The organism is Neptunomonas antarctica (assembly GCF_001305295.1).
Lineage (GTDB): Bacteria > Pseudomonadota > Gammaproteobacteria > Pseudomonadales > Balneatricaceae > Neptunomonas > Neptunomonas antarctica.
In genome coordinates, this window is record NZ_LJSI01000017.1 from 30,875 (window position 1) to 55,112 (window position 24,238).

At 44.6% G+C, this 24,238-nt stretch carries 17 protein-coding genes; 12 read left to right on the top strand and 5 right to left on the bottom strand.

The features are described from left to right. Positions 1 to 22: 22 nt before the first annotated feature. The gene (locus tag Nant_RS01435; protein ID WP_054339863.1) at positions 23 to 2,872 is read right to left on the bottom strand and encodes an insulinase family protein; all 2,850 of its coding nucleotides are present in this window, start codon (positions 2,870 to 2,872) and stop codon (positions 23 to 25) included. Positions 2,873 to 3,079: 207 nt separating this feature from the next. Between Nant_RS01435 and Nant_RS01440 the strand changes: the two genes are divergently transcribed. The 4 genes from Nant_RS01440 to Nant_RS01455 are packed head-to-tail and all read left to right on the top strand — an operon-like array spanning position 3,080 to position 6,914. Next, positions 3,080 to 3,460, top strand: a complete 381-nt coding sequence (locus Nant_RS01440; RefSeq protein ID WP_054339864.1) for a DUF6394 family protein — start codon at positions 3,080 to 3,082, stop codon at positions 3,458 to 3,460. A 57-nt stretch (positions 3,461 to 3,517) separates the two neighbouring features. Further along, positions 3,518 to 5,155, top strand: coding sequence for a potassium channel family protein (locus Nant_RS01445; RefSeq protein WP_238377047.1), 1,638 nt, complete (start codon positions 3,518 to 3,520; stop codon positions 5,153 to 5,155). Further along, positions 5,155 to 6,051, top strand: a complete 897-nt coding sequence (locus tag Nant_RS01450) for a DMT family transporter (protein ID WP_054339866.1) — start codon at positions 5,155 to 5,157, stop codon at positions 6,049 to 6,051. The genes Nant_RS01445 and Nant_RS01450 overlap by 1 nt, the downstream gene beginning before the upstream one ends. A 35-nt stretch (positions 6,052 to 6,086) precedes the next feature. Continuing rightward, on the top strand, positions 6,087 to 6,914 hold the full coding sequence (locus Nant_RS01455) for a Tim44 domain-containing protein (protein ID WP_238377042.1): 828 nt from the start codon (positions 6,087 to 6,089) through the stop codon (positions 6,912 to 6,914). A 172-nt stretch (positions 6,915 to 7,086) separates the two neighbouring features. On the opposite strand, the gene Nant_RS01460 is transcribed toward Nant_RS01455, so the two are convergent. After that, positions 7,087 to 8,064: a YHYH protein gene (locus Nant_RS01460; RefSeq protein ID WP_054339868.1), complete on the bottom strand. Its 978-nt coding sequence runs from the start codon at positions 8,062 to 8,064 to the stop codon at positions 7,087 to 7,089. Positions 8,065 to 8,625: 561 nt separating this feature from the next. After that, on the bottom strand, positions 8,626 to 9,228 hold the full coding sequence (locus Nant_RS01465; RefSeq protein WP_054339869.1) for a DUF6515 family protein: 603 nt from the start codon (positions 9,226 to 9,228) through the stop codon (positions 8,626 to 8,628). A 389-nt stretch (positions 9,229 to 9,617) separates the two neighbouring features. On the opposite strand from Nant_RS01465, the gene Nant_RS01470 reads away from it, so the two are divergent. Beyond that, complete coding sequence (locus tag Nant_RS01470; RefSeq protein ID WP_054339870.1) at positions 9,618 to 10,709, top strand: YHYH protein; 1,092 nt, start codon at positions 9,618 to 9,620, stop codon at positions 10,707 to 10,709. Between the two features lie 483 nt (positions 10,710 to 11,192). Here Nant_RS01470 and yaaA read toward each other — a convergent pair whose 3' ends face one another. Next, complete coding sequence (gene yaaA, locus Nant_RS01480; RefSeq protein ID WP_054339872.1) at positions 11,193 to 11,966, bottom strand: peroxide stress protein YaaA; 774 nt, start codon at positions 11,964 to 11,966, stop codon at positions 11,193 to 11,195. 240 nt (positions 11,967 to 12,206) lie between these two features. Here yaaA and Nant_RS01485 point away from each other — a divergent pair, with 240 nt between their 5' ends. The 5 genes from Nant_RS01485 to Nant_RS01510 all read left to right on the top strand — a co-directional run bounded on the left by Nant_RS01485 (position 12,207) and on the right by Nant_RS01510 (position 18,467). Continuing rightward, complete coding sequence (locus Nant_RS01485) at positions 12,207 to 13,484, top strand: tryptophan--tRNA ligase (protein WP_054339979.1); 1,278 nt, start codon at positions 12,207 to 12,209, stop codon at positions 13,482 to 13,484. 27 nt (positions 13,485 to 13,511) lie between these two features. Then, positions 13,512 to 14,384, top strand: a complete 873-nt coding sequence (locus tag Nant_RS01490; protein ID WP_054339873.1) for a sulfurtransferase — start codon at positions 13,512 to 13,514, stop codon at positions 14,382 to 14,384. Between the two features lie 156 nt (positions 14,385 to 14,540). After that, complete coding sequence (locus tag Nant_RS01495) at positions 14,541 to 15,479, top strand: Dyp-type peroxidase (protein ID WP_054339874.1); 939 nt, start codon at positions 14,541 to 14,543, stop codon at positions 15,477 to 15,479. Positions 15,480 to 15,762: 283 nt separating this feature from the next. After that, positions 15,763 to 17,916: a TonB-dependent receptor plug domain-containing protein gene (locus tag Nant_RS01505; protein ID WP_082400007.1), complete on the top strand. Its 2,154-nt coding sequence runs from the start codon at positions 15,763 to 15,765 to the stop codon at positions 17,914 to 17,916. A gap of 2 nt (positions 17,917 to 17,918) precedes the next feature. Beyond that, complete coding sequence (locus Nant_RS01510) at positions 17,919 to 18,467, top strand: YfiR family protein (protein ID WP_054339877.1); 549 nt, start codon at positions 17,919 to 17,921, stop codon at positions 18,465 to 18,467. A gap of 51 nt (positions 18,468 to 18,518) precedes the next feature. Here Nant_RS01510 and cysK read toward each other — a convergent pair whose 3' ends face one another. Continuing rightward, positions 18,519 to 19,487: a cysteine synthase A gene (gene cysK, locus Nant_RS01515; RefSeq protein WP_054339878.1), complete on the bottom strand. Its 969-nt coding sequence runs from the start codon at positions 19,485 to 19,487 to the stop codon at positions 18,519 to 18,521. 229 nt (positions 19,488 to 19,716) lie between these two features. Between cysK and Nant_RS01520 the strand changes: the two genes are divergently transcribed. Both Nant_RS01520 and Nant_RS01525 read left to right on the top strand, forming a co-directional pair. Further along, positions 19,717 to 22,083, top strand: coding sequence for a response regulator (locus Nant_RS01520; RefSeq protein ID WP_054339879.1), 2,367 nt, complete (start codon positions 19,717 to 19,719; stop codon positions 22,081 to 22,083). 19 nt (positions 22,084 to 22,102) lie between these two features. Continuing rightward, positions 22,103 to 24,205 (top strand): putative bifunctional diguanylate cyclase/phosphodiesterase, encoded by a 2,103-nt coding sequence (locus Nant_RS01525; protein ID WP_054339880.1) that lies wholly within the window; start codon positions 22,103 to 22,105, stop codon positions 24,203 to 24,205. Positions 24,206 to 24,238: the final 33 nt, after the last annotated feature.

Below are 24,238 nucleotides of genomic sequence, written 5' to 3' on the forward strand. Positions count from 1 at the left end.
AACCACATCGATAAGATGGACATCATTTGGGACTGATTTCAGGCACCGGTACTGTTATATTCTGCTGATTTTTTGCTGTCTGCTCCTGTATCAGCCCAGCCCCGGAACTCTGTAATACCATTTGCCGTCTTAACAGTGCACCAAAATTCATGATTAAATCTTGGCGTGTCAGTTGATTAATAGCCTTGGTTAATTGTTGCTGACTGTCAAAATTTGTCTCATCCTGATCTATTTCCTGCCAAAAACGATTGGTGCGTTCTTGTAACTGGCGCTCCTGCGCATTAATACGTGCGTTAACGCTGCTTTTGAACTGATCAATCTGAATATCATTGAGCGTTGATAATTGCTGACTAAAAGATGTTAAAAAATCCTGCATGCTATTTTGTATTTTTTCCGGTGAGGCCGTCGGCGACTGAACGACAAGCGCTAAGCCCGGCAGTTGCCTTAGCGGCATAGGTGTTGCAAATACGATATAGCCTAGCTGCTGTTCGGTACGCAGTTGTGTATAGAAGGGAGCAGACAGTATTTCACTTAGCAACGCCACTGCACCGCGTGTTTGAAATGATTTATCCGACCCTTGTAAATACAGGATAGTCGCCGAATCATTGTGTTCTATATTGAGTGTCTGCTGCTGAATTTCTCCCGGCGTTAAGCTGAGGGCATTCACCTGAGGTGCAACATTTGCTGTGTGGATAGTTTCGAGTTGATCAAGTAGTGACGTCGTCATTTTACTGGCTTCTTTGGCGGTTAGATTGCCATGTGAAAGGACGCGAAGTTCTGCTGACTGATAAAGCCGCTCAATCAGTGTAGACAGTTGCTTTAGCGTGTAGTTAGCGGCGACCTGCTGCAGTTCATCTAATGTTGAGTCGTGCATAAGTATTTCAGAACCAACACGAAACAGTTGACTGTAGGGTTTGTCCTTTTCGGCGTTTTTGAGCTGTTCTTGATAGTCTCTAAGCACCCGGTCAAAACGTGACGGTGACAACTGAGGTGAGCGTAGTGTTTTTGCGATCAGCTCGCTTAATACGCTGATTTTGTCATCAAAACCGGATATTCGCACACTTAAACCGCGTTGATGGGAATAAATACGTGCACTGAGTCCTGCCATGCCCGCATCATAAAGTGATTTGTTTAATTCATCACTGATCATATCTGCATACAGACTTAAACCCACTGTTGCCGCCGCCCCCTCTCTGGCGAGAGGTGAAAGAAGTGTGAAGTAAAAATCTGCTTTCGGGACGTTAAACGTCGCATCCTGAAGGTGCCACAAGCTAACACCGTCTTTTCCGGTGTCTATGCGCATGGGTTTGAGTGTGGATTGGAGTGTTGTTTGTGCGGGCTGAGGTTTAATCTCAACATGTTCGGCAACGAAGGGGTTTAGCTGGCGGATATGCAAATTATCTTCTTCCCCTGCCTGATTCCAACGGGTAATCCGTTGTGCCGCAATGGGTTTGATTTGGTAGGTGCTGTTGTAATAATACTCGGTTGAATCGGTATCTAGTTCTTGAGCCTGACGTGATAACACCATGTTGTCGGGGCGAATGGATTGGATGAATTGGTTGAAAATAGCCGTATCGTATCGTTCCAGCAGATAAGGCGCATCCAGCCAGTGCGCTTCTGGGTAGTCCTGCATGCTCTGGGTTAGCTGAGTAACATAATGAATCGGTTCTTGTTCTGCTAAAAAGCGAAATTGTTGTTCGCTGAGCAGGCGTTCTTCGTTGTAAAGCGCTTCACTGATACCGGTTATTTTCAGATCATTCACAAAACTAAAAAACAGGCTGACAATATCATCCGTATGCTTCAGGCCTGCGGGTGTCAACGATATCTGAACATGGAAGCTGGATTCAGAGTCAAAGTCCTGACCAGGTGACGCACCGAGACCCGTCGCCCAGCCTTTATCCTTTAATAATGCCAATAGACTGCCTTCACCTTCATAGCCAATCAAACTACTAAACAGATGTAGAGGTTTGCTTTGCCAGTAGGGATGGTTAGAGGGTGTAGGAAAGCTCATGCTCAGAGAGCGGGTATCTTTCAGGGTTGTGATGGATATTTCCAGCGGTAGGTTATTTTTCAGATACTGTGGTTGGGTAATCTTGAAGAGAGGCGCGTTGGTGTTTTCGATGGTAGAAAAATGCGCTTTAGCCATGGCTTCCAGTTGTTTGACGGGTTCTTTGCCAAGAATGACCAGTCTCATGCGGTTCGCAGAGTAGTACGTTTGGTAGAAACTGAGTAACTCATTACGTAATGCACCCTCAGTGTCATTAGACAGTGTCTCAAGATTCCCTACGGCAAAGCGGCTGGCAGGGTGGTCAGGGTTCATTGCCTGTTGGCTAGCCGCATAGATTCTGCGTCCATCATCTCTTATTTTAGCACTGTATTCGGAGTTAACAGCGTGCCTTTCCCTGTCAGTATATTCTTCGGAAAATAAAGGCGAGATAAAGAATTGAGAGAATCGATCCAGCGCAGGATCAAGATCAGAGGCATTTATATCGAAAAAATAATTGGTGTTTGTTAAGGCGGTAAAGGCATTGTGCGAGCCGCCATGCGACTGAATGTAGGCTTGGTATTCACCTGCATCCGGGTATTTTGTTGTACCTAAAAAGAGCATATGTTCCAGAAAATGAGCCAGCCCTGCTCGATTTTCCGGATTGGCCGCAGAGCCAATACTGATATCCATAGACACCGCTGCTTTGTCGGTATTAGGATCAGAGATAAGCAACACCGTGAGGTTATTGGCGAGTGTTATTGATTCATACTCACGAACATCATTCGGGCTTTTGTTGATCTCGCTGGCAAAGGTAAGTGAAACCGCGCTAAAAATGAGTAGTAGCGTTGCGATCGGTTTTAGCAGCAAAAAATGCCGTGTATGCATCAAACAGTCCTCAAAAACACAGAATAAAATCAAATAGCTAGCGGTAAAAGGCTTGTGTAGCTATCGGTGAATTACGTAATTAATAGTAGACCTTAACTTAAAGCGCGGGTTCCGTGAATCAGCATAGCCATATTTATCAACAGTCGATACAATCGGCTGATGCTGCTCATGTAATTTTTATTTTATTGGTATTTAAGGGATTTTCTGATGAATCGTGAAAAAGTGATTTTTGCTTTCTTTATCGTATTGGCATTAACGCTAAATTTCGGCTTTTTTCTCGGGGATATTGATCTGGCGATTCATCATAATGAGTTTGAGTTGTTCGCTGCATTGGTCGTCAGTATGATTTGCACGGTGCTTAAATTTGGTGATCGAACCCATTTAGGTGCGCTTATGTTAGCGACAAGTCTGGTGGCTGACTTGCAGTTGGTCATTGCTGCTATTCTGTGGGGTTTTGCTGAACAGATCAGTGGTGGTATGACGCCGTCTATGATGTCCAGTGTAGTGTCGCTGTCAGGTGGCGCATTGTTAGCCAACATTATGTCTGTGATTTTACTCGTGATTGAGACCATTGTTGTTCGTCGCTAATTTATGAATAACGTCTTCTACTTACTTCTACGGCGATTACGTGTTCCCTTTATCACGATGATTGTTGTGTATTCTATTTCCGTTTTGGGCTTTGTCTTGATTCCCGGGCAGGATGATCAAGGTAATGTCTGGCAAATGGATTTCTTTCATGCCGTCTATTTTGTGTCTTTTATGGGTACAACGATTGGCTTCGGCGAAATTCCTTACGCGTTTACGGATGCTCAGCGAATGTGGACTCTGCTGATGATCTATGCGACCGTAGTTTCGTGGTTGTATGGTATTGGTTCGATGTTGGCCTTGTTACAGGAACCCGTGTTTGGGCGGTTATTACGACGCCGCTCTTTTACGCGTGAGGTGACGGGTATTGCCGAACCTTTTTATCTGGTATGTGATTACGGAGTTACCGGACGGGTTGTTGTTCATAAACTGGCTGACCGGGACATTCGATCGGTCGTTATTGATATGAAGCAAGATCGTATCGACGATCTTGAAATGGATAACTTACCTTTACGTGTGCCGGGTTTGTGTGCCGATGCTTCACTGCCTGATGTGCTAAATGATGCGGGCCTGCAAAACCCTCATTGTATTGGTGTGCTGGCGCTGACGGATGATGATAACTCGAATTTGGCAGTATCGATTGCCAGTAAGCTACTGATGCCTGAACGAATGGTGATCAGCCGTACGGAAGCTGAAGTCACTACGGCAAATCTACTCTCTTTTGGCACCGATCTTGTTGTCGATCCTTTTAAAGCCTATGCCGGTTACCTGTCGATGGCGATTAGCGCTTCCTATAAGCACCTTGTCTATGATTGGCTAGTCAATCCATATCATCGGCCATTATCCAGTGTTTATCAGCTAAAGAAAGGCCGCTGGATTATTTGTGGCTTTGGCCGGTTTGGAAGGGCGTTGTACCATGCGTTTAAAGCAGATGATGTGTATATCACCATCGTTGATGCCAAAGAGCAGAATATAAATCAGACTGAACAGCAAATCTGGGGTATTGGTACCGAAGCGAAAACGCTCGAAGAAGCGGGCATTCATGAAGCTATTGGTATCGTTGCCGGTACCGATAATGATGCTGATAATTTATCGATTATTATGACGGCACGTGGAATGAAGTCCAAGCTTGTAACGGTTATCAGGCAAAACCTGGATGCTAACCGTTTGGTGTTTCAACACTCCGGTGCCGATTTTGTCATGGAACCGGGCCGGATCATTGCCAATCAAATCATGGCACAAATTAAAACACCATTGCTGCCTGTCTTTATAGAGGCGTTAAAAGATTATGATGATGTGTGGGCGCATACCTTACTAAATCGTATGAGCAGTGTGGTAAACGAAGATGAATTGGATAGTTGGGCCTTCACCTTGAGTGAGCATGACACGCCGGCTATCTGGATGGCGTTGGAAGAGGGGGTTGTTATTCAGATGAAAGTCTTCCTTAAAGACCCGCATGACCGTAGCCACATGTTGCCCGCTTTCCCATTAATGTTGCGCCGAGGAGAAGAGATTAAGATGTTACCAGGTGAGCTTAAAGAATTAAAATGTGGTGATGAAATTTTATTTTGCGGTTTAAGTAAGGCTTTCACACAGGTTGAATGGACCGTTAATAACTACAACGTATTGCAATATGTTCTCACCGGAAAAGATGCCAATACAACACTATTATCCCGCTGGTTTAATAAGGATTTATAATGGCTTATCTTTTACTGAGTTTAACCACGCTCTTTTGGGCCGGTAATTTTGTCATCGGACGCGCTATGCATGACGTGCTACCTCCGGTGACGATGGCGCAAATGCGCTGGAGCCTGGCACTATTAATTATATTGCCTTTTTTAGTGCCCAGATTGAAAAAAAATTGGCGGGTTGTTCTGCAAAATTGGAAAATAATGTTGGTGTTTGGCATCCTTAGTGTGGGTAGCTTCAATACACTCATCTATGTCGGTTTGACGATGACAGGCGCAACCAATGGGACCTTGTTGCAATCGGCGATTCCTATCATTATTTTGGTGATTACCGGTACCTTCTTAAAAGAATCTGTATCGCCACGACAATGGGTGGGTGTTATTTGCTCGCTGGTGGGTGTGCTCACCCTGATCTCTGTAGGGGATCTGAGCCAGTTGCTGAGCCTGGATGTTAATCAGGGCGATTTATGGATACTGGCGGCGACGTTATGTTGGTCTGGTTATTCGATTTGCTTACGCTGGCGTCCTGTCGGGCTTGATGGTTTTACCTTTTTTGGCGTAACTGTCATTATTGGTGTTGTCGTACTGTTACCTTTTTCTTTGTATGAATTACAGTCAGCGCAGCCCATTGTGTGGAAATCTGAAGCACTTGGGGCTGTGCTTTATATGGCGATTTTCCCTTCTATTCTTGCTCATTTGTTTTGGAATAGGGGAGTAGCGGAATTAGGCGCAGCCAAAGCAGGCTTATTTATCCACCTTATGCCATTGTTCGGTATGTTGCTTTCAACAGCCTTTCTGGGAGAGCAGATACACACTTATCATTTGGCTGGTATGGTATTAATCTTTATGGGGATTTACCTTGCGGTTGTCTCTAGTGCAATGAAACGGACATCGAAATTGAGTTGAGGTATTGGATGCGCAATATTTTTTTAGCAGTTTTTATGATGTGTTTTACTTTAAGTCTGATTGTGCCAGTTGCTGAAGCTAAGCGCTTGGGTGGAGGCTTTAGTTTAGGCAAGTCATATTCCGCGCCTAAACAGGTGGCGCCTTCTTCTGCTCAGCAAAAAGCGTCCGCTCAAACGGCGGCAGCCAGTACGGCTAAAAAACCTGGATTAAGTGATATGTTGGGAGGTTTGTTGGTCGGTGGTTTGTTAGTGTCGTTGTTCATGGGAGGTGCACCTGACGGTATTCAGATAATGGATATCATTATGATCGCTGGTTTTTCATTTATCGCGTATAAGCTTTTTGCGATGATACGTAAAAGCCAGCCGACCCCAAACTACGTCGAGCACCAGCACCGTTCAATGAAGTTTGAGGTTCGTGAACCCTTTCAAACGTATCATTTCACCCCGATGTCAGCGGCTAATTCACCGCTACCTGAACCTGGTTTGGTGTTACCTGTCTGGTTTAATAAGGTTAGCTTTCTGAGGGATGCACAAGATCATTTCACCAACTTGCAAGTGGCCTGGGATTGCCAGAATTGGCCTGAAATTTCGACCTATACCTCCGAAGCGTTACTGGCAGAGTTAAAACAACAGCGTACTCAATATCCTGCCGATCAGCATACCGAAGTAGTTTCTGTGATGACTGAACTGACTAACTTTATTGATAATCAGGACGATGTGGTCGCCAGTATTCATTTTTATGGTTGGTTAAAAGAATCAGGCGAACAGCAGGCTACCGAATTTGGTGAGATATGGCACCTGACACGTAATATGAACGTGGATAATGCTGCTTGGTTTATCGTGGGTATTGAACAGTCTTCATAAGAGTCTTCAGATGACCTGATACTACTTATTCGTACCTTGTATGGACTCCCTCCGTATGGCAAGAGATTGTATGCTGACATGTGAAGTTTAACTTCTCTGGTCACGCACTGACCGGGCAATAATCAGTGCCTTTCGCAAACATGGCATCATCTCTATTATAGCTTCACCTCTATTAATGAGGCTTATTTTCCCCTTCAAAATAACCTCTTTCACCCCTATAGCAACCAAAGATCTGGTTCTTGCCAGGAGCAGAGGGATGATAGTGATATCCGCGCACTTCATCCGTTTCACCACCACACTCATCAAGCCCTATGGCCTCTATGGTGCTTTTATCTGTCTTCGCATAAAGAGCATAGCCATCCAGCGCGTAGCCAATCATTGCTGAGTGTCCATCTTTCTGAATGCCAATCTCAGAACAGCCGGTAGCGGCATGATAGTGGTAACCTTCGTGCGGATTCGCATGAGCGCCACAGTCATCGAACACACCTAAAGAGTGGCTGCTGAGGATCATTTCTAAAGGCGCAGGTGGGCCTAACAGAACACCATTTAAAGCAACGCCGGTATTGTCACGGCCACGAATTTCAGTGGGTGTTGCAGCGGGCACGGGTGTTGTTGGTATCAAGACGGTTTTCTTGATACCGCCGCCAATATTTTCAAGCGGACACTCCAGGCAGAAATTTTTGAAACCCGGAATAGGACGAGGATCTCCTGCGACTTCGCAGCCTCGCGCGCCAGTGATGATAGTGACTTTGCCTGTTTTTATGTCGTACATCTGCCATTCTTTATCTTTATAAAGAGTGGCTAGATTTTTAATAAACTTTCCGTCGACCTCGTAGACCGTGCCTTTGCCGTCGATCCATGTTCCACCCTCTGCCACGCCCGATTCAATGCTTGGCGGACAGTAAGGGCCCTCGGGTGAGGTGTCCGGATCGGCTGGGGCGCCGGCAATGGTGATTCGGTAGCAGGTGGTTTTAGTGCCGCCGCTTAGTGTGCAATCGACTATTTCTACGTCACCCACTATTGCGCCCTCCGCAAATAAAGAAGGATCTAGCATACCCACAGCTGCTGCTGTCGTAGCTGGCGTGTTTGAGCAGGCGTAGGCTAATAGTGATAAACCTAAAATGGAGAGAAGTCTGAGGTGAGTTTTCATGCTAGTTTCCAATGTGGATTTCGAATGCCGTATGAAGTGTAGAAATAATAAACGCTATACATATTACGTTCATACGTGTTTGTTTTTATTAAAGCGGATTGTTTACGCTATCAAAGTACAAGACGAGCGGCTCAACAAATGTCAATTGAGCCGCTAATCAGGTGTGAGCAAAATGATTAACTAAGGAAATAGCACTATTTATCTTTTACGTTTGTCATATTATTTATTACAACGGCCAGTATGACGCCGAGCAACACTACGCCTATTGTCGATAACGAACGCCAGACTAATCCGGTGTCACCTATATAGCCCCATATGCCTAAAATAGAGACTGTTGTGCCGAGTAAAATACAAATTATACTTACTATTAAAGCCACTTTATTTAAATTCATAACACCCTACTTTGACATGTAATTCAGGCACATAACCCTGTAATAGATTGCAAGATTACTAATACGTACATTGATTATTTTTAATAAAAGCTTCTCGCTCAGTTATTTTTTTGGGCTGCTATTTTCGTGTATGTCCATGTGGTTTCAACCCGTAAGCACAAGGCAATACTTAGTTGAGTTTCACCGCTAAATAGGTCACTTGGCCGTCCGATGATTGCGGTAAGAAAAATAACCCAGAGTAAGCGAAATATTGGGTATTATCAATTTTCACCGGTTTAGCGCCATCAGGCAACACTGCATAATGTTGGCCTGCTTTATAACCCTCACTATTCGTCTGTGCACTATTTATCGGCGCTTTAACAACCATGTAATTGTTGCCTGAACGTTGGTAGTAAACACCTTCAACCACATAGTAGGTTTCATCATCGATAAATATCGTATCAGGGTGAGGGAGGCGCGAGTGAATAATCAAGCCCGGGGGCGGAAGTACCACCCTATAGTCATCACCCATATGGCGATAATAAATTCCGGTGTGATAGCGGTATTCAATTCCACCATGGTGAATGGCAATAGCTCCTCTGGGTAGTGTATGCATGCTATGGCCCGGCGCATATCGAGGCGCAGAGAGTGCCGCAATAGCCACACCGGCCGCCACTCCAAGTCCCAGAATCAGTGCTGGACCTCCTCCCCCATGCCCCCCTCGTGACATAGGGCCACCACATGCGCTCAAAAAGATTAGTGCGCAAACGATAGGTATCCAACGTGATTTCATAATTCATCGTCCTGGTGTTACTTAATAACGGCGAAATGCCTTCTTGATATCTAATATGGGGGGCAAAACTAAACGGAAACTGACTAGCCGTTGCCACAGTGAATGATGGCTTGATTCAGCATAATTCAAAACATGGCTTGGAATATGTAGATAAAGTGAAGTTCTAAAAACAGGTACAGAGGATAACTGCCTGATCTGTTGTATTTTTCGGCGTAAATCTTTGATGGGGATATCAAGGGTACTATCAGATTCAGAACCTGGAGTGGGGTAGCGTGTGCCCACACGTTATCTCAACGCATTATCCTTAATAAGTTCATATTATCTACATTATCATGCAGTATTATGTGCAGTTATTGACAATAGAAGCCGTTGGAGTTGCGGAAATATTTATGAATTTATCAAGCTACCGATCACGAATGGGTGTCATTGCCTTTACTGCACTAACGTTAGGGGGATGCAACAGCTCCCCCAACAAGGCAACGGAACAAGTGACTGCTCCTGAGGAAAGCATTACAGCACTAGAAATTGCTGCTCCCAAGGTAATAGACATTTCTATGTTTGCCAAGCAGGCATTTACCCAAGAACCTAAAATAGTTGATTGTGAAACAGCCGAAGGCACAGCAACCACCTGCTACCAATTTATCACTGCCGGAGCGCCCGCTGGGCGAATACCGGGCCCATTCTGTCCCAGAACAACCACCGACGGAGCGGATGTCGGCGGAGGCTGGTTTAGCAAAGAAGGCTCAGGCGATTTGGTCGATATCACTGGAGAATTCATTCTAAAATTGAGTGAATATTATGGTGACGAAAAGTGGATGGTTTATGACGCAAAGACAAACAAAATACGTTATACAGCGACGAAAGCGGCCTGCTTAGGCGCAGCAAGACCCGATGTTGAAGAGCAGTACAAACAAAACTGTATAGAGTGTGAACTGGCGTACCTTGATGATGACTTTTCCCGAACCTTCCTCATCCCGACCACTCCGATTCCTGCTGCTAAGACAAGCCGGGTGCGTACTGCGGGTATTGCACTGGACGGTAGCGAACTATCAGGGCCGGCACCCGTTGATGCGATTTTAGGGGCCTATACGATTGCTGCATTTGATGATTGCGGTGGACACATTAATGTACACCAGGGCTATCATTATCACTCTACAACGGGTTGTACTGATAGCAAGGCTAAGACCGACGATGGACACGCTGCACTCGTAGGTTATGCATCAGATGGCTATGGTATCTATGCAATGAAAAATGCCGAGGGTAAAGAAGTAGAGTCACTTGATGAGTGCCGTGGAATAAGCGATGACATCAGAGGCTATCACTACCATGCGTCAAGTCCGAGTGAAAATATGTTCATTGGATGCCTTCACGGAGAATCTGTTCGCCAGGCTGGTGGGCATGATGGACCTCCTCCGGGTGGAGTTGGCGGGCCTCCTCCTGATGGACCTCCTCCGGGTAATGATGCTCCTCCAGAAAAGTGATAGGACGTTAATCAATGATATCTCAATACCGGTTAGACAAAGCACTACTTATGTTTTTGCCAGCCTTTAGCTTATTGCTAACGGCTGGCTATTCCCACGCGCACTCGGGCTCACTCAACAAGGTGGCTGTGGACGTTTGCGAAGCGAAAGTAAAATCACAGGCCTGTCAGTATGAAGGAGGTCATAGTGACTTATACATAGGTACCTGCCAGTACATATCAGAAACTGATTTGATCTGTGTCAGGAACCAGGCTATCCAAAAGATCGAGGGCAGCAAGATAGCGTCTGAAGAAGAGCATGAGGCAAAATCAAGCTAGATTAAACTCTTTAAAAACCTCTCAAGAGGAGGAGAGTCAATCTCTCCCATCAATTGAGTCGCCTGATAGGTTCTATTACCTTATTAAGTCAAGAGTCGGCAGTATATAAGAAGTTAAAATAGCGCCTGAGGCGCTATTTTTATTGGATTTTTGGTCTGGCACTATGCTATTCGTGATCGCGGATAAACACCCAAGAATCACCTTCTGACATCGACTCCGAGAAACGATATCCCTCATAATCGAACTGCTTCAAGGCTTCCGGCTCGTCAATTTGATGATCGATAATATATCGAGTCATCAATCCACGGGCTTTTTTGGCGTAGAAGCTGATGATCTTATATTGTCCTGACTTCCAGTCTTTAAATACCGGCGTGACAACACGGGCGTTCAATGTTTTGGGTTTGACTGCTTTAAAATATTCATTGGAAGCCAGATTAATCAGCACGGGTTGAGCGCTGTTACTGAGTTCCTCATTAAGCGATTCTGTTAATCGATTTCCCCAGAACTGATATAGATTGTCACCCTTCGGGTTTTTCAGTTTTGTGCCCATCTCGAGTCGGTACGGGTACATCAGATCCAGAGGTCGGAGCACACCATAGAGGCCGGAAAGAATGCGTAGATGTTGTTGCGTAAATTCGAGCTGTTGATCTGACAGTGTTTCAGCATTCAGACCGGTATATACGTCACCCTTAAAAGCCAGTATCGCCTGTTTAGCATTGTCTGTTGTCAGGTCGCCTGGCCAGGAGTTATAACGGGCAACATTGAGGCTGGCCAGTTTGTCGCTGAGTTTCATAAGTTGCGCAACGCCTTGGACAGATAGTTGTTCCAATACCTTAATAAGTTGCGCTGAATGATCAAGAAAGCGGGGTTGCGTATGTTGATCGCTATGGGCAGGTGTTTCGTAATCAAGTGTTTTTGCGGGAGATATAACTATCAGCATAGTATTCCGGTTTGATAATGAGTGGCCGTAGCGATTTAATAAGAAGCTTCTTAAAATTGATCTCCTTTTTACCATTCATTTACGTTGCTGTGAAGCAAACCGCATAACTAAAAATCAGCAGCCTGGAGCGGAGAAGATAGAAGAGTAGTAAGGTGGCAAGATAGGGGGGAATATCCGATTGATTTTGTGTATTATTATCAGTATTTTTTTCTCTCTGATTTGTTTTGGGATTTATCTGCAATGTCCAAAAAGACTGTGTTAACCGGTATTACCACCACAGGTACGCCTCATATTGGCAACTATCTTGGGGCGATTAAACCTGCGATTGAAGCCAGTGAAAATGCGCACTACGACAGTTATTTTTTTCTGGCGGATTATCATGCGTTAATCAAGTGCCATGATCCTGCGCGTATTGCGCGCTCATCACAGGAAATCGCTGCTACGTGGTTGGCGCTAGGTTTGGATACAGATAAAGCCACATTTTATCGTCAGACAGATATTCCGGAAATCACAGAGCTGACCTGGATTTTGACGTGTATGACATCTAAAGGCCTGATGAACCGGTCACATGCCTACAAAGCGTCAGTCGATGCTAACCGTGAAGCAAACAACGAAGATCTGGATGATGGTGTTACGATGGGGTTGTTCGGATACCCTATTTTGATGGCAGCGGATATTCTCATGTTTAATGCTGATATTATTCCGGTCGGTAAAGATCAGATTCAGCATATTGAGATGGCGCGTGATATTGCCGGGCGTTTCAATCACACCTATGAGTCTTTGTTTACGTTACCCAATGCGCAGGTCGATGAATCGTCACAACTTATCCCCGGCCTTGATGGCCGTAAAATGTCAAAAAGCTACGACAATACTATTCCGCTTTTTTGCTCGACGGATGAACTGCGTAAGCTGATCAACCAGATTGTTACGGATACCCGTCAGCCGGGTGAACCTAAAGACCCGGAAACCAGCACGCTGTTCCAGCTTTATAGTAGTTTTTCCTCAGCGCAAGGCACTGATCAGATGCGTCAGAAGTATCTGGAAGGTATTGCATGGAGTGACGCTAAGCATGAATTATTCGAATCTCTGAACGAGCAACTCAGCGAGCCACGAGCCCGCTATAACGAATTAATGAATGATCTTGGTACAGTTGAAGCCGTTCTGCAAAAAGGCGCTCACAAAGCACGTGAGAAGTCGGCTCCTTTTATGGAAAAGATTCGTATTGCTGCTGGTATTCGCCCTTTGACCTATGTTCCCGTGCAATCTCAGCCTGATGTTGTTAAAAAGGAAAAAACGTCTGAAGAACTTGCCCGTCTGGAAGAAGGGCGCCGCCGCGCTATTATTATGCAGTTGAAATCGCTTTTTGAGCGCGTCAAATCAGCCGACAATAAATCGGAAGTGGCACAGCAGGTACTCGCGGAAAAAGCAGCTGAAGTAGAAGGGTTGAAGAAAAAACAAAAACAGAAAGCACAGAATGAGCTGGATATATTGCAGGAAGAGTTGGCTCACTATCTGTAAAAAATTGCGGTATAAGCAGAGGTGAATATGTACCAGACGTTAATCAGTGTTGACGCATTACAACGGCACTATTCGCCACAAGGCTGGGTAGTTTTTGATTGCCGCTTTGATTTAGCCGATGTCAAAAAAGGACATCGGTTGTATCGGGAAGGGCATATTCCGGCAGCGCAGTTTATGGATCTCGAGCAGGATTTATCCTCAGCAGTGACAGCGCTGTCGGGGCGTCATCCGTTGCCTGATTTCGAGGTGCTCAAAGAGAAATTGGGTAAGGCGGGAGTGACATCGGCGTCTCAGGTTGTTGTTTACGATGATTGCGGCGGTGCTATGGCCGCGCGTCTTTGGTGGCTAATGCGCTATCTTGGGCATACCTCTATTGCTGTGCTGGATGGTGGTTATCCTGCTTGGGTGCAGCACGAGGGGGAAACTAGCGCGAATGTATTCTCGCCAGCCCAAACAGTTTATCAGGGCAATCTCTCTACTACTGATGCTGGTATGCCACTTGTGAGCAGTGCAGAGTTGCAACAGCAATTACCTGATGTTCAGCTGGTGGATGCGCGTGCGACACCGCGTTTTAATGGCGAAGTGGAGCCTATTGATCCTGTTGCCGGCCATATTCCGGGTGCGCTGAATCGTCCTTTTCAGGATAATCTGACGACTACCGGCGTATTTAAACCGGCTGATGAGCTGGCGAACGAGTGGTCTGCATTGGTTAATGCCCACGAGCCAGTGATTCATATGTGTGGTTCAGGTGTTACGGCCTGTCATAATATTCTGGCGATGACTCATGCAGGGTTAAATGTTTTAGGATTACAGAATAAAGCGCTGAACAACTCGGTACTGTATGCAGGTTCATGGAGTGAGTGGATTCGTGATAATACTCGTCCGGTTGAGTGTCTCTGAGCCGTTATAAATATCCTCAATTAATAACAGCTCATTAGTAAAGGCTATTAATTCAGGCTATGAGCTAGGTTGATTTTAGTCATTGGTGATTAGGCACTAATAGCTGCATTATAAGGGCATGCTTAGATAAGGTTATACTTCAAGAGGGAAACTAATATGTCAGCTAATTATCAATCCGGTGTTATTGCACAAGCCAACAGTGATGCGTTGTTTATTACTCTCAATGTTAAACAGGGGCAGGATCAACAGGTCGTGCATGCTCTGAAACAGATGCAGTTTACTGTTGATTTACTGAAAGCACGCTTCTCAGTACAGGATTTGCATGCTGTGATTGCGATTGGAAGTGAGTATTGGGATCGTTTAACGTTCCATATCTCAAACCCAGCACCACTAAGGCCCGCGCTGTTTACTTCGTTTCCTGTGCTGCACGGTGCTACTAATGCGCCATCCACGCCCGCTGACATTCTCTTGCATCTTCGCTCAAATCGACGTGATATCACATTTGAACTTGCCAGAGCACTGATGGCATTATTGGGCGATGCTGTGGATGTGGTTGAAGACGTTTCGTGTTTCCGTTATCTGGATGCCAGAGATTTAACGGGTTTTGTCGATGGCACAGAAAATCCTGAAGGTGAGCATAGAAAAGACGTCGCACTCGTAGGTGAGGAAGATGCTGCTTTTGCAGGAGGCTCTTATATTCATTTACAGCGCTATATACACAATCTTAATCAATGGTCGCAGCAATCCGTTAAAGAGCAGGAGGATACATACGGGCGTACTAAGGATGATAATGTAGAATATCCATCCAGCGAAAAACCGTTAACCGCGCATACTAAGCGTGCCTCTCTGAAAGACAGCGCAGGTGATTCAATTGAAATACTGCGTCATAGTATGCCTTATGGAAATGTGACAGAAGCGGGGTTGGTTTTTGCCAGTTATTGTCATACACCAGAAAACTTTACCTTGATACTAAAAAGCATGGTGGAAGGTGATAGCCATGGACATTCTGATCGTTTGATGCAATTTACAACCGCTGTGACGGGTCAGGCATTCTTTGCTCCGCCTTTGCATTGGTTTGATGAGCAGGTTTGCTGACTTGGTTAGGCTAATGGGACGATCTATTGGTCTGTGCTATTAATATAGATATGACAGACATGCTCACTATTAAAAATAAGTAATGCTGCCATAAAAGTGCCGAAACGTTGAGTTTAGATGGTTTTTTGTTCAGATAGCTCTGGTGACGTCATATTTGTTATGTGGGTGCTTTTCATGCATTCTTTTTATTTTGCTCCTATACTCAGATAAATAAAAAGATTTCTGAATAATAAGAAATGTAGGTGTTGCGCTATTTTTCACTTTTGGATCTGGAAATTTATTCATGTCAGGAATGTACAAATACAGGAAGTTTTTTGGCTTATGCATGCTGTTGCTAAGTCATGCTGCATTTTCTGCACAAAGCTTATCACTGGATGATCTGAAGGCGCTGTCAATTGATGAATTGTCTGCGCTTGAAGTCGGTATCGCCTCCAAAATCCCCACCAGAGTTAATGAAACGCCCGCTGCTGTTTTTGTTCTTACGTCTGAAGATTTGCGTCGCTCGGGGGCCACTAGCGTGCCTGAAGCATTACGTATTGTCCCCGGGTTGAATGTGGCCGCCGTGAGTGGGAACTCATGGGCAGTGAGTTCCAGGGGGTTTAATGAGACGTTTGCTAACAAGTTTTTGGTATTACTGGATGGCCGGAGTTTATACAGCAATACACTTGGTGGAGTGTATTGGGATATGCAGGATGTCCGGATGGAGGATATCGAACGCATAGAAGTCATTCGTGGACCAGGTTCTGCAGTATGGGGCGCCAATGCAATGAATGGTGTGATTAACATTATTACGCGCTCTTCTTTTACGACACAGGGAGGAGAAGTTGTCGGTACGTTGGGCAACCAACATCGTGAAGCTGGATTACGTTATGGCGGTGAATGGAATGAAAATACCAGTTATCGTTTCAGCGCTAAAATATTGATGAAGGATGAAAACTCCCCTACATCGCATTCCGGTTTTGGTGTTCAGGATTCTGTCGCTAACGATGATGCCCGGCATACTCGTTTGTCATTTCGTACTGATACTGATTACGGCAATGGTGAATCATTATTGCTAGATGCCGGCTTTTTCCGTGGAGAATCTGATCAACGGCTTTTCACTTCAGAGCTTGATCCATTAGCACCCGACTTTGCCACGGTCGTACTGCCGGCTATTAATGATATGAGGGACGCGGGCGCGTCCCAGCAACAGATCTTTGCAGCGCTGGCATTTTCACAGTTTGGGTTGTGCTCATACTGCATGATGGATATCAGGGATAATCAGTCTTATGAAGGAGGGCATTTGTTAGCGCGTTGGCGGCAAGTGACCGATAACAGTTGGCAGAGTATCCAGGCTTATCTGGATTATACTCAGCGTGAAGATTATCAATTAGATCAACGGGCAACGGCGGTTGATATTGACTATGAACGCGGTTGGCAAAATAGTAGCGGGAAATTTGCCTGGGGAGTAGGAATCAGATCTTTGGAGGATGATCTTCAGGCTAACCTTTCGCCTACCTCTGTCGTGCCTTTTGGACCCGCCTCCCAGCGCAATAATACCTACAATGCTTTTGTACAGAGCGAGTTAAATATAGCCACTGACCTTAGGGTTTTAACAGGAGTGGGTTACGAATACTCTTCTGTTTCTGGTAATCAATGGCAACCCAGTATACGTGGAGTATGGTCTGCTAACCCTAAAACTCAATTATGGAGTTCTGTCTCTTATTCGTCCCGGGTGCCTTCTCGGGCGGAAACTTCTAATGCACCTGCGAAAAATGCTTATGAATTCACAGCGGACCCTGCTCATGGCTCAGAAAAGCTGACGTCATTTGAGCTAGGGTTCCGGTATTCTCCAGATAATACTCTGACATTTGATGTAGCTGCGTTTCGCTATTGGTACAGTGATCTGACGACCATCAAAATTGAACGTCCATTCAATCCTTTTCTTAGTACAAGCTCAGCTGGAGAACTTAGTATTGCTAACGATGCGGATGCTGATGCATACGGAGCAGAGTTGGCGGTACGCTGGACAATAGATCCTGATTGGCGATTGCAGGCTTCCTATAGTTGGTTACAAAAGTCGATTGGATATCTGCCTGCCTTGGTTGAACCTATGATTTCAGCTAATAAAGCTCCCGAACATCAGTTGTCATTACGCTCAAGCTGGGACTTGTCTTCTACTCTTGAATTAGACCTAAGTATGTATTATGTCTCTAAGCTACATGCCACCGGCTCTGATTTTCAGGTCTTTGGCGATTACGGTATTGATGAGTATGTAAGAACAGATGTCAGATTGGGATGGCAAGTATCGCCTGAAATGGAACTCAGTATTATCGGACAGAACTTACTTAATGATACACATCAGGAGTTCAGTACATCGCCACTAAATGTGGGTGGTTATCCTGATAATACAGAAATTAATCGTAGTATCTCAGCCAAGCTTACGGTTAGGTTTTAAATATGGCTGTTTTTCATGTCAAGTTTAGGCTTATTATTCAGCCTATATTGCTCATTAGCTGCTTGTTGTCAGGTGCCGTTGCGCAGGCTGGTGAGAGTGTCATTGATAATATTAAGTCAGTGTATATCTACAATTTTTTATCGTTTATTCAATGGCCTGATTCAAAGGTAGTCACGGGTGATTATCGGCTATGTGTTATTGCTGATCAGGCATTAATCGATAAGCTATCAGCAGTAGTGCATGATGAGCAGATGAATGAGCGATCAATTATTATTGTACCGTTTAATTACGTAAACGACGTCAGGGGTGAATGTCATCTTTTATATCTTCAGGAGAGGCTAATAGTAGATGCTGAACAACTGACTATCTTTGAGGAACAGGGTACGTTGCTGATTGGCGATGCTTCAGGTTTCGTAACTAATGGTATAGGCATGGTAGGATTTGAGACACGTGGTCGTAAAGTACGTGTAGCAATGAATTTGACTCGTTTGCAGGATGCCGGGTTTAAAGTGAGTTCCAAGTTACTACGGGTGGTTAGAATTGAACGTTAAATTAAGTGAATAAAAGGCCACGTAGCGTGTGGCCCTTAATAATATCAAAGCTTATTGGTTGGACTCGTTGTCGGTAAACATACCGTCAAAAAGTACAGTTGAGAGGTAGCGTTCGCCAGAGTCTGGCAAAATTACCACAATCGTTTTCCCTTTGAACTCAGGTTTCGCTGCGATTCTCAAGGCCGCAGCGGTTGCCGCGCCACATGAAATACCGGCAAGAATACCTTCTTCTTTCATTAGCCGATGTGCTGTGGCAATGGCCTCTTCATTTGTTACGGTCTCGACAATATCTATGATGTTTAAATCAAGATTGCCTGGTATGAATCCGGCACCAATGCCTTGTATTTTGTGCGGAGAGGGTTTTAATTCTTTGTTATTTAATGTTTGTGTAATCACAGGTGAGTCAACAGGTTCAACGGCGACGCTAACAATAGCTTTACCCTGTATGTTTTTAATATAGCGTGAAATGCCTGTAATAGTACCGCCAGTACCCACTCCTGCGACGAGAACATCTATTTCTCCGTCTGTGTCATTCCATATTTCCGGACCCGTAGTTTGTTCATGGATCGCAGGGTTGGCAGGGTTCTGGAACTGTTGCAGCATCAAGATGTTTTCAGGATCTGTATCAACAATTTCCTGTGCTTTAGCAATGGCTCCTTTCATCCCTTTTTCGGCAGGTGTGAGGATTATTTCGGCACCGTACGCTTTCATCAATTTACGTCTTTCAATACTCATAGAGGCAGGCATCGTGAGTTTCAGCGAATATCCTCGTGATGCAGCAACAAAAGCCAGTGCAATACCGGTATTGCCACTGGTCGGTTCAACCAGTGTCATGCCAGGCTTGAGTTGCCCGGATTTTTCTGCTGCCCAGACCATACTGGCGCCTATGCGGCACTTCACTGAGCCGGCAGGATTTCGCGATTCTATTTTTGCGAAAATAGTTACGTCAGGTGCCAGTCGACCGAGTCGGACAAGGGGTGTATTACCAATCGAGAGTGAGTTATCCTGAAAAACGTGCATTTTTTCACCGTATTTATAATTGTGTGATATTGATACAAAGTGTACTGCTGATAACGAGGTTGTTACAGATTCCTTTACTAAAACTTTATAAGTCCTTTGCCTGTCACTTATATGCTATTTTGAATAGCTATTCTATTATCACTATTGACGCATCATTCATTAACTGATTGCTTATAGGGTAACTATTGACGCATCATTCATTAACTTTTTTCTTATAGGGTAACTATTGTTGAAACAGCTTATCCACAATCTCCCTGTACGTCACAAACTATCTGCTATCGTTATGGTTACATCATTGACGGTGCTGATGATCTCCTATTCTTTTTTTATTGCTAATTTTTGGCTGAATAGTCGGGAACAGCTTGTCATATCCGCATATACACTCACCAAAGCAGTCAGTATTAATGCTTCAGCAGTACTGGTTTTTGGTGATGACGCGACGGCCAAAGAGTTACTTCATACGTTTAGTGTGGATAAAGATATTGAATATGCTGTGTTGAGGAATAAGCAGGGAGCAGTATTTGCTGAATACGCTACATCAGTGTCGACGCTTGAAAACGAGAACGTTAATCTCCCTTCGATTATTTTCCCGCCCGCTGCTTCCGCTGTTAAGTCGCTGATCAATAATGATGGATGGCATTATAAGTTTTTCGATAATTATTTAGTGCTTGAACAGCTTATTGAGGAGCAAGGCCGTGTTATTGGCAGCTTAGGGGTTCGAGTGAGTCTGGCTAGTTATAAACTTATGATACATGACTGGATAATGTTCGGACTTGTCGTGCTATCCGCTGTTCTTTTACTTGGCTATTTCATCTCTTCTCGTTTGCAGAAGGTGATTATCCATCCTATAGAAAAATTAGTGCATACGATGCGGGTTGTCTCTGAAGTGAACGACTATTCCCGGCGTGTTGAGAATAATTCAACCGATGAGTTTGGTGTTATGGTGGATGGTTTTAATATCATGATCGGGCAGATTCAAACGCGTGACGAGGAATTAAAGCATGCCAGGGATATTGCAGAAGAAGCAAGCCGCGCAAAATCCCGATTTTTAGCCACCATGAGTCATGAAATAAGGACGCCAATGAACGGTGTTTTAGGTATGACTGAACTCTTATTAAGTTCGCCTCTTTCGGATGACCAACAACGCTATGCTACAACGATTCATCGCTCGGGCGCTGCTCTGCTTAATATTATTAATGACATTCTTGATTACTCCAAGATAGAGGCCGGTCAGTTAAAGCTGGAATGTATTTGTTTTGATCTGTATGAGAAAATAGAAGAAGTCATGCAATTGCTGAGTGAAATGGTCAGCGGGAAAAAAATTGCCATTTCACACACTTTTGACCCTGACTTTAGTGGCCGAATGACAGGAGACCCTGTTCGGGTTAATCAGATTCTGATGAATTTGCTGGGCAACGCCATCAAATTTACACACGCGGGTCGGGTCAATGTCAAAGTATTGGCTGAGCTTTCAGGTAGCTTCCCTTTTGTTCGAGTCGAAATTCATGATAGCGGCCCCGGTATTTGTGAAGAGGCACAGGAAAAAATATTTGAATCGTTTTCTCAGGAAGACTCATCAACTACCCGAAAGTATGGCGGGACTGGTTTAGGGTTAGCTATTTGTCAGCAGCTGGTCGACCTGATGCAAGGCCGGCTAGGCGTCCAGAGTACTGTTGGTTTAGGTTCGGTTTTTTGGTTTGAATTGCCTTTAAGTATACAAGACATTATTCCAGCTATGAATGCTAAGGAATTATTGGGTGTAAAAGTAACCCCCTCGCCTGTTACTCTGTTGACGTCTACCCATACTCCATTAGCTGAGCTTGAAGGGCGAATCTTACTGGTGGATGACAATGTGGTTAATCAACAGGTCGCAACAGGCCTCCTGCGCTTAATGGGGTGTGTTATTGATACGGCAGAAAATGGCAGTGAAGCAATAGATAGATGGCATGAACAACGCTACGATCTTATTTTAATGGATATTGAGATGCCCGTCATGGATGGTATCGAAGCCACCAACGCCATTCGGGAAGAAGAGCAGCGAAAGCGGCTAACCTACACACCTATCGTCGCAGTGACCGCTAATGCAATGGATGGCGATAGAGAGTTATATCTGAGTATGGGTATGGATGACTATCTGAGTAAACCATTTAGCCGCCATAGTTTGCATCAGTTGCTGACAGTGTGGCTTAAAGAGAGATCTGTAGAAGACACTGCTAATGCAACTAAACAATCCATTATTGACTATACAGATATGAGCGACCTGAATATGCAAAAATTGGAAGGGCTTAACGATCTTCAGAATGAGCATGGTAGGCCGTTGCTGGAGTCTTTAATTCATACTTATATTGAAAATAGCAACCAAATTCTTAGCGATATGGACCAAGCGATTAAGCATAAAGATTTTGAAGAAGTGCGTCGCTTGGTCCATGCTCTGAAGTCGTCTAGTGGGACTATTGGGTTAGATAAAGTACACGCATTGAGCCGGGAAGTAGAGCGTGGATGTAGGCTGTCCCACACGGATAATATTGAGGCTCAGTATCAATTATTAGTCAAGGCTAATCAGTCTGCGCAACAGAAGTTACTAGTATTAGAATGACGAAATGGAGTGTATAGCAATGATGGATCAAGCCGAAACTCAAACAATACTTATTGTTGATGATGACCCTACGCTTAGGATGGTCGCTGCAGCACATCTTCGCCAACAAGGATATGCCGTAGCTACCGCTGAGAATGGTAGTGTGCTTCTCGATATTCTGCAGGACATTAATCCAGATCTGATTATGCTGGATGTTGATATGCCTTTGTTAAATGGTTTTGCCGCTTGTCGACAATTGAGGAAAATAGAATTAGGACGAACGATCCCTGTTCTCATGATGACAGGGCTTGAAGGCGATAATTCGATAGAAGAAGCATACAGCGCCGGAGCCACTGATTTCATTGCAAAACCCGTTAATTGGACGTTATTGAAGCAACGGTTGAGGTTTATGCTGCGAGCCGTTCATGCAATGAGTGATCTGGTTAAAAGTGAAGCCCGGTTGGCTAAAGCTCAATCTATTGCGGGTCTTGATTATTGGCGCTGGGATTTAATTCAGGAAAAAATAATTGTTTCGGCCCAGCTGGCAGAAAGACTGCATTTGGATGTTAATAAAATAGTATCTGAGCAAATGGTTACTGCCATAGCCGATATAGAAAATTCGCGTGGTATGTTGAAGAGACCCTGTTCTGCTAAGTCTTATACGATTCCGACTGATTTTGAAATAAGCGTAGGGGGAAATAAAGCAACTGAGTCACAAGTATTTAGAATTCAGTCAGAGCTTCAATATGCCAGTGATAATACACTGGTATCCATCGAAGGCACACTTCAGGATATTACGGTTCGTAAAGAAACAGAAGACCGCATTCTCTTTTTGTCCACGTTTGATCGACTTACCGGGTTGCAAAATCGTGAATCGTTTACGAGTGCGGTGTCTGGGATGATCGATGAAAACGTCAAGGAGGATAGCAATACTGTTTTGGTGTTGATCGATATCGATCGTTTTGTACGCATCAATGATATTTTTGGTCACCGTACAGGTGATGCTGTATTGGTTGAAGTGAGTCGTCGAATTGTTAGGTTTCTTCACTCGCTTGAACAGAAAACGGATGAAGTGAGCAGTCAGGCTTGTCGTTGGGGGGGGGATAAATTTAGTGCGGCAATCAGTTGTTCTAGCGCTTCTCCGTGTCCTCAAGTCATTATTACGGATTTACTGAAATGTATATCGGCACCATTTAAAGTTAACGGCCATGAAGTAGCACTTACATCCAGTATAGGCTACGCCTTAACCTCTGATAGTGGTCTGGATCTGGAAGTTCTGATCCGTAATGCAGAAAATGCAACGCGTAATGCTAAACGACAAGGCCGTAATATAACCCGCTGCTATGATGCGAGTATGCATGAGTCCACTGAACGGCATATGATGTTGGAAAGTGAACTGTACAAAGCGCTGTCCAAAAAACAATTCACATTACACTACCAGCCACGTATTAATGCTATTGATAAAAAGATCGTTGGCGCCGAAGCACTCATCCGATGGCATCACCCCATTATAGGTGATGTGTCGCCGGTAGAGTTTATTCCTGTATTAGAAGAAATAGGCTTGATCCATGAGGTAGGTGCCTGGGTAATGGAAGTTGCCTGCCAACAATTAAAAATATGGAATGATAAGGGATATACTGATTTTGTGATGTCAGTGAACCTGAGTGCTGTTCAGTTCAGAGATACCCGATTGGCTCAGGAAATTGATGAAGTCATAAAACGTATCGGTATTAACCCTCAACGATTAGAAGTTGAGTTGACCGAGACGGCGATTATGGAAGATGTTGGGCAGACCCAGGCAACACTGGCGGTACTGAAAAAAATAGGGCTACGGATTTCGGTGGATGACTTTGGCACCGGTTATTCATCATTGGCTTATTTGCGGAGTTTTCCGCTCGACACTCTGAAAATTGACAGAACATTTGTTACAGAGCTTCCGGGTAACAGCGAAGATAGATCATTAACCTCTGCCATTATTGCAATGGCTCGGTCGTTGAAGCTACATATTGTGGCTGAAGGAGTTGAAAATGAAGCGCAGGCTGCATTTTTATTAGAAAAGCATTGTGATGAGTTTCAGGGATTCCTCTATTCTCGACCTATTAATCAGAAAGCCTTTACCGCATTGCTTACACAGAGTGCATAAGCAAGTGATTGTTTTAATTGTGCCTAGAGCTAT

Bases quoted from the DNA above. Each gene is read 5' to 3' on its own strand.
- Nant_RS01435 (WP_054339863.1), bottom strand. From the start codon at position 2,872: ATGCATACACGGCATTTTTTGCTGCTAAAACCGATCGCAACGCTACTA.
- Nant_RS01440 (WP_054339864.1), top strand. From the start codon at position 3,080: ATGAATCGTGAAAAAGTGATTTTTGCTTTCTTTATCGTATTGGCATTA.
- Nant_RS01445 (WP_238377047.1), top strand. From the start codon at position 3,518: ATGATTGTTGTGTATTCTATTTCCGTTTTGGGCTTTGTCTTGATTCCC.
- Nant_RS01450 (WP_054339866.1), top strand. From the start codon at position 5,155: ATGGCTTATCTTTTACTGAGTTTAACCACGCTCTTTTGGGCCGGTAAT.
- Nant_RS01455 (WP_238377042.1), top strand. From the start codon at position 6,087: ATGATGTGTTTTACTTTAAGTCTGATTGTGCCAGTTGCTGAAGCTAAG.
- Nant_RS01460 (WP_054339868.1), bottom strand. From the start codon at position 8,064: ATGAAAACTCACCTCAGACTTCTCTCCATTTTAGGTTTATCACTATTA.
- Nant_RS01465 (WP_054339869.1), bottom strand. From the start codon at position 9,228: ATGAAATCACGTTGGATACCTATCGTTTGCGCACTAATCTTTTTGAGC.
- Nant_RS01470 (WP_054339870.1), top strand. From the start codon at position 9,618: ATGAATTTATCAAGCTACCGATCACGAATGGGTGTCATTGCCTTTACT.
- yaaA (WP_054339872.1), bottom strand. From the start codon at position 11,966: ATGCTGATAGTTATATCTCCCGCAAAAACACTTGATTACGAAACACCT.
- Nant_RS01485 (WP_054339979.1), top strand. From the start codon at position 12,207: ATGTCCAAAAAGACTGTGTTAACCGGTATTACCACCACAGGTACGCCT.
- Nant_RS01490 (WP_054339873.1), top strand. From the start codon at position 13,512: ATGTACCAGACGTTAATCAGTGTTGACGCATTACAACGGCACTATTCG.
- Nant_RS01495 (WP_054339874.1), top strand. From the start codon at position 14,541: ATGTCAGCTAATTATCAATCCGGTGTTATTGCACAAGCCAACAGTGAT.
- Nant_RS01505 (WP_082400007.1), top strand. From the start codon at position 15,763: ATGTCAGGAATGTACAAATACAGGAAGTTTTTTGGCTTATGCATGCTG.
- Nant_RS01510 (WP_054339877.1), top strand. From the start codon at position 17,919: ATGGCTGTTTTTCATGTCAAGTTTAGGCTTATTATTCAGCCTATATTG.
- cysK (WP_054339878.1), bottom strand. From the start codon at position 19,487: ATGCACGTTTTTCAGGATAACTCACTCTCGATTGGTAATACACCCCTT.
- Nant_RS01525 (WP_054339880.1), top strand. From the start codon at position 22,103: ATGATGGATCAAGCCGAAACTCAAACAATACTTATTGTTGATGATGAC.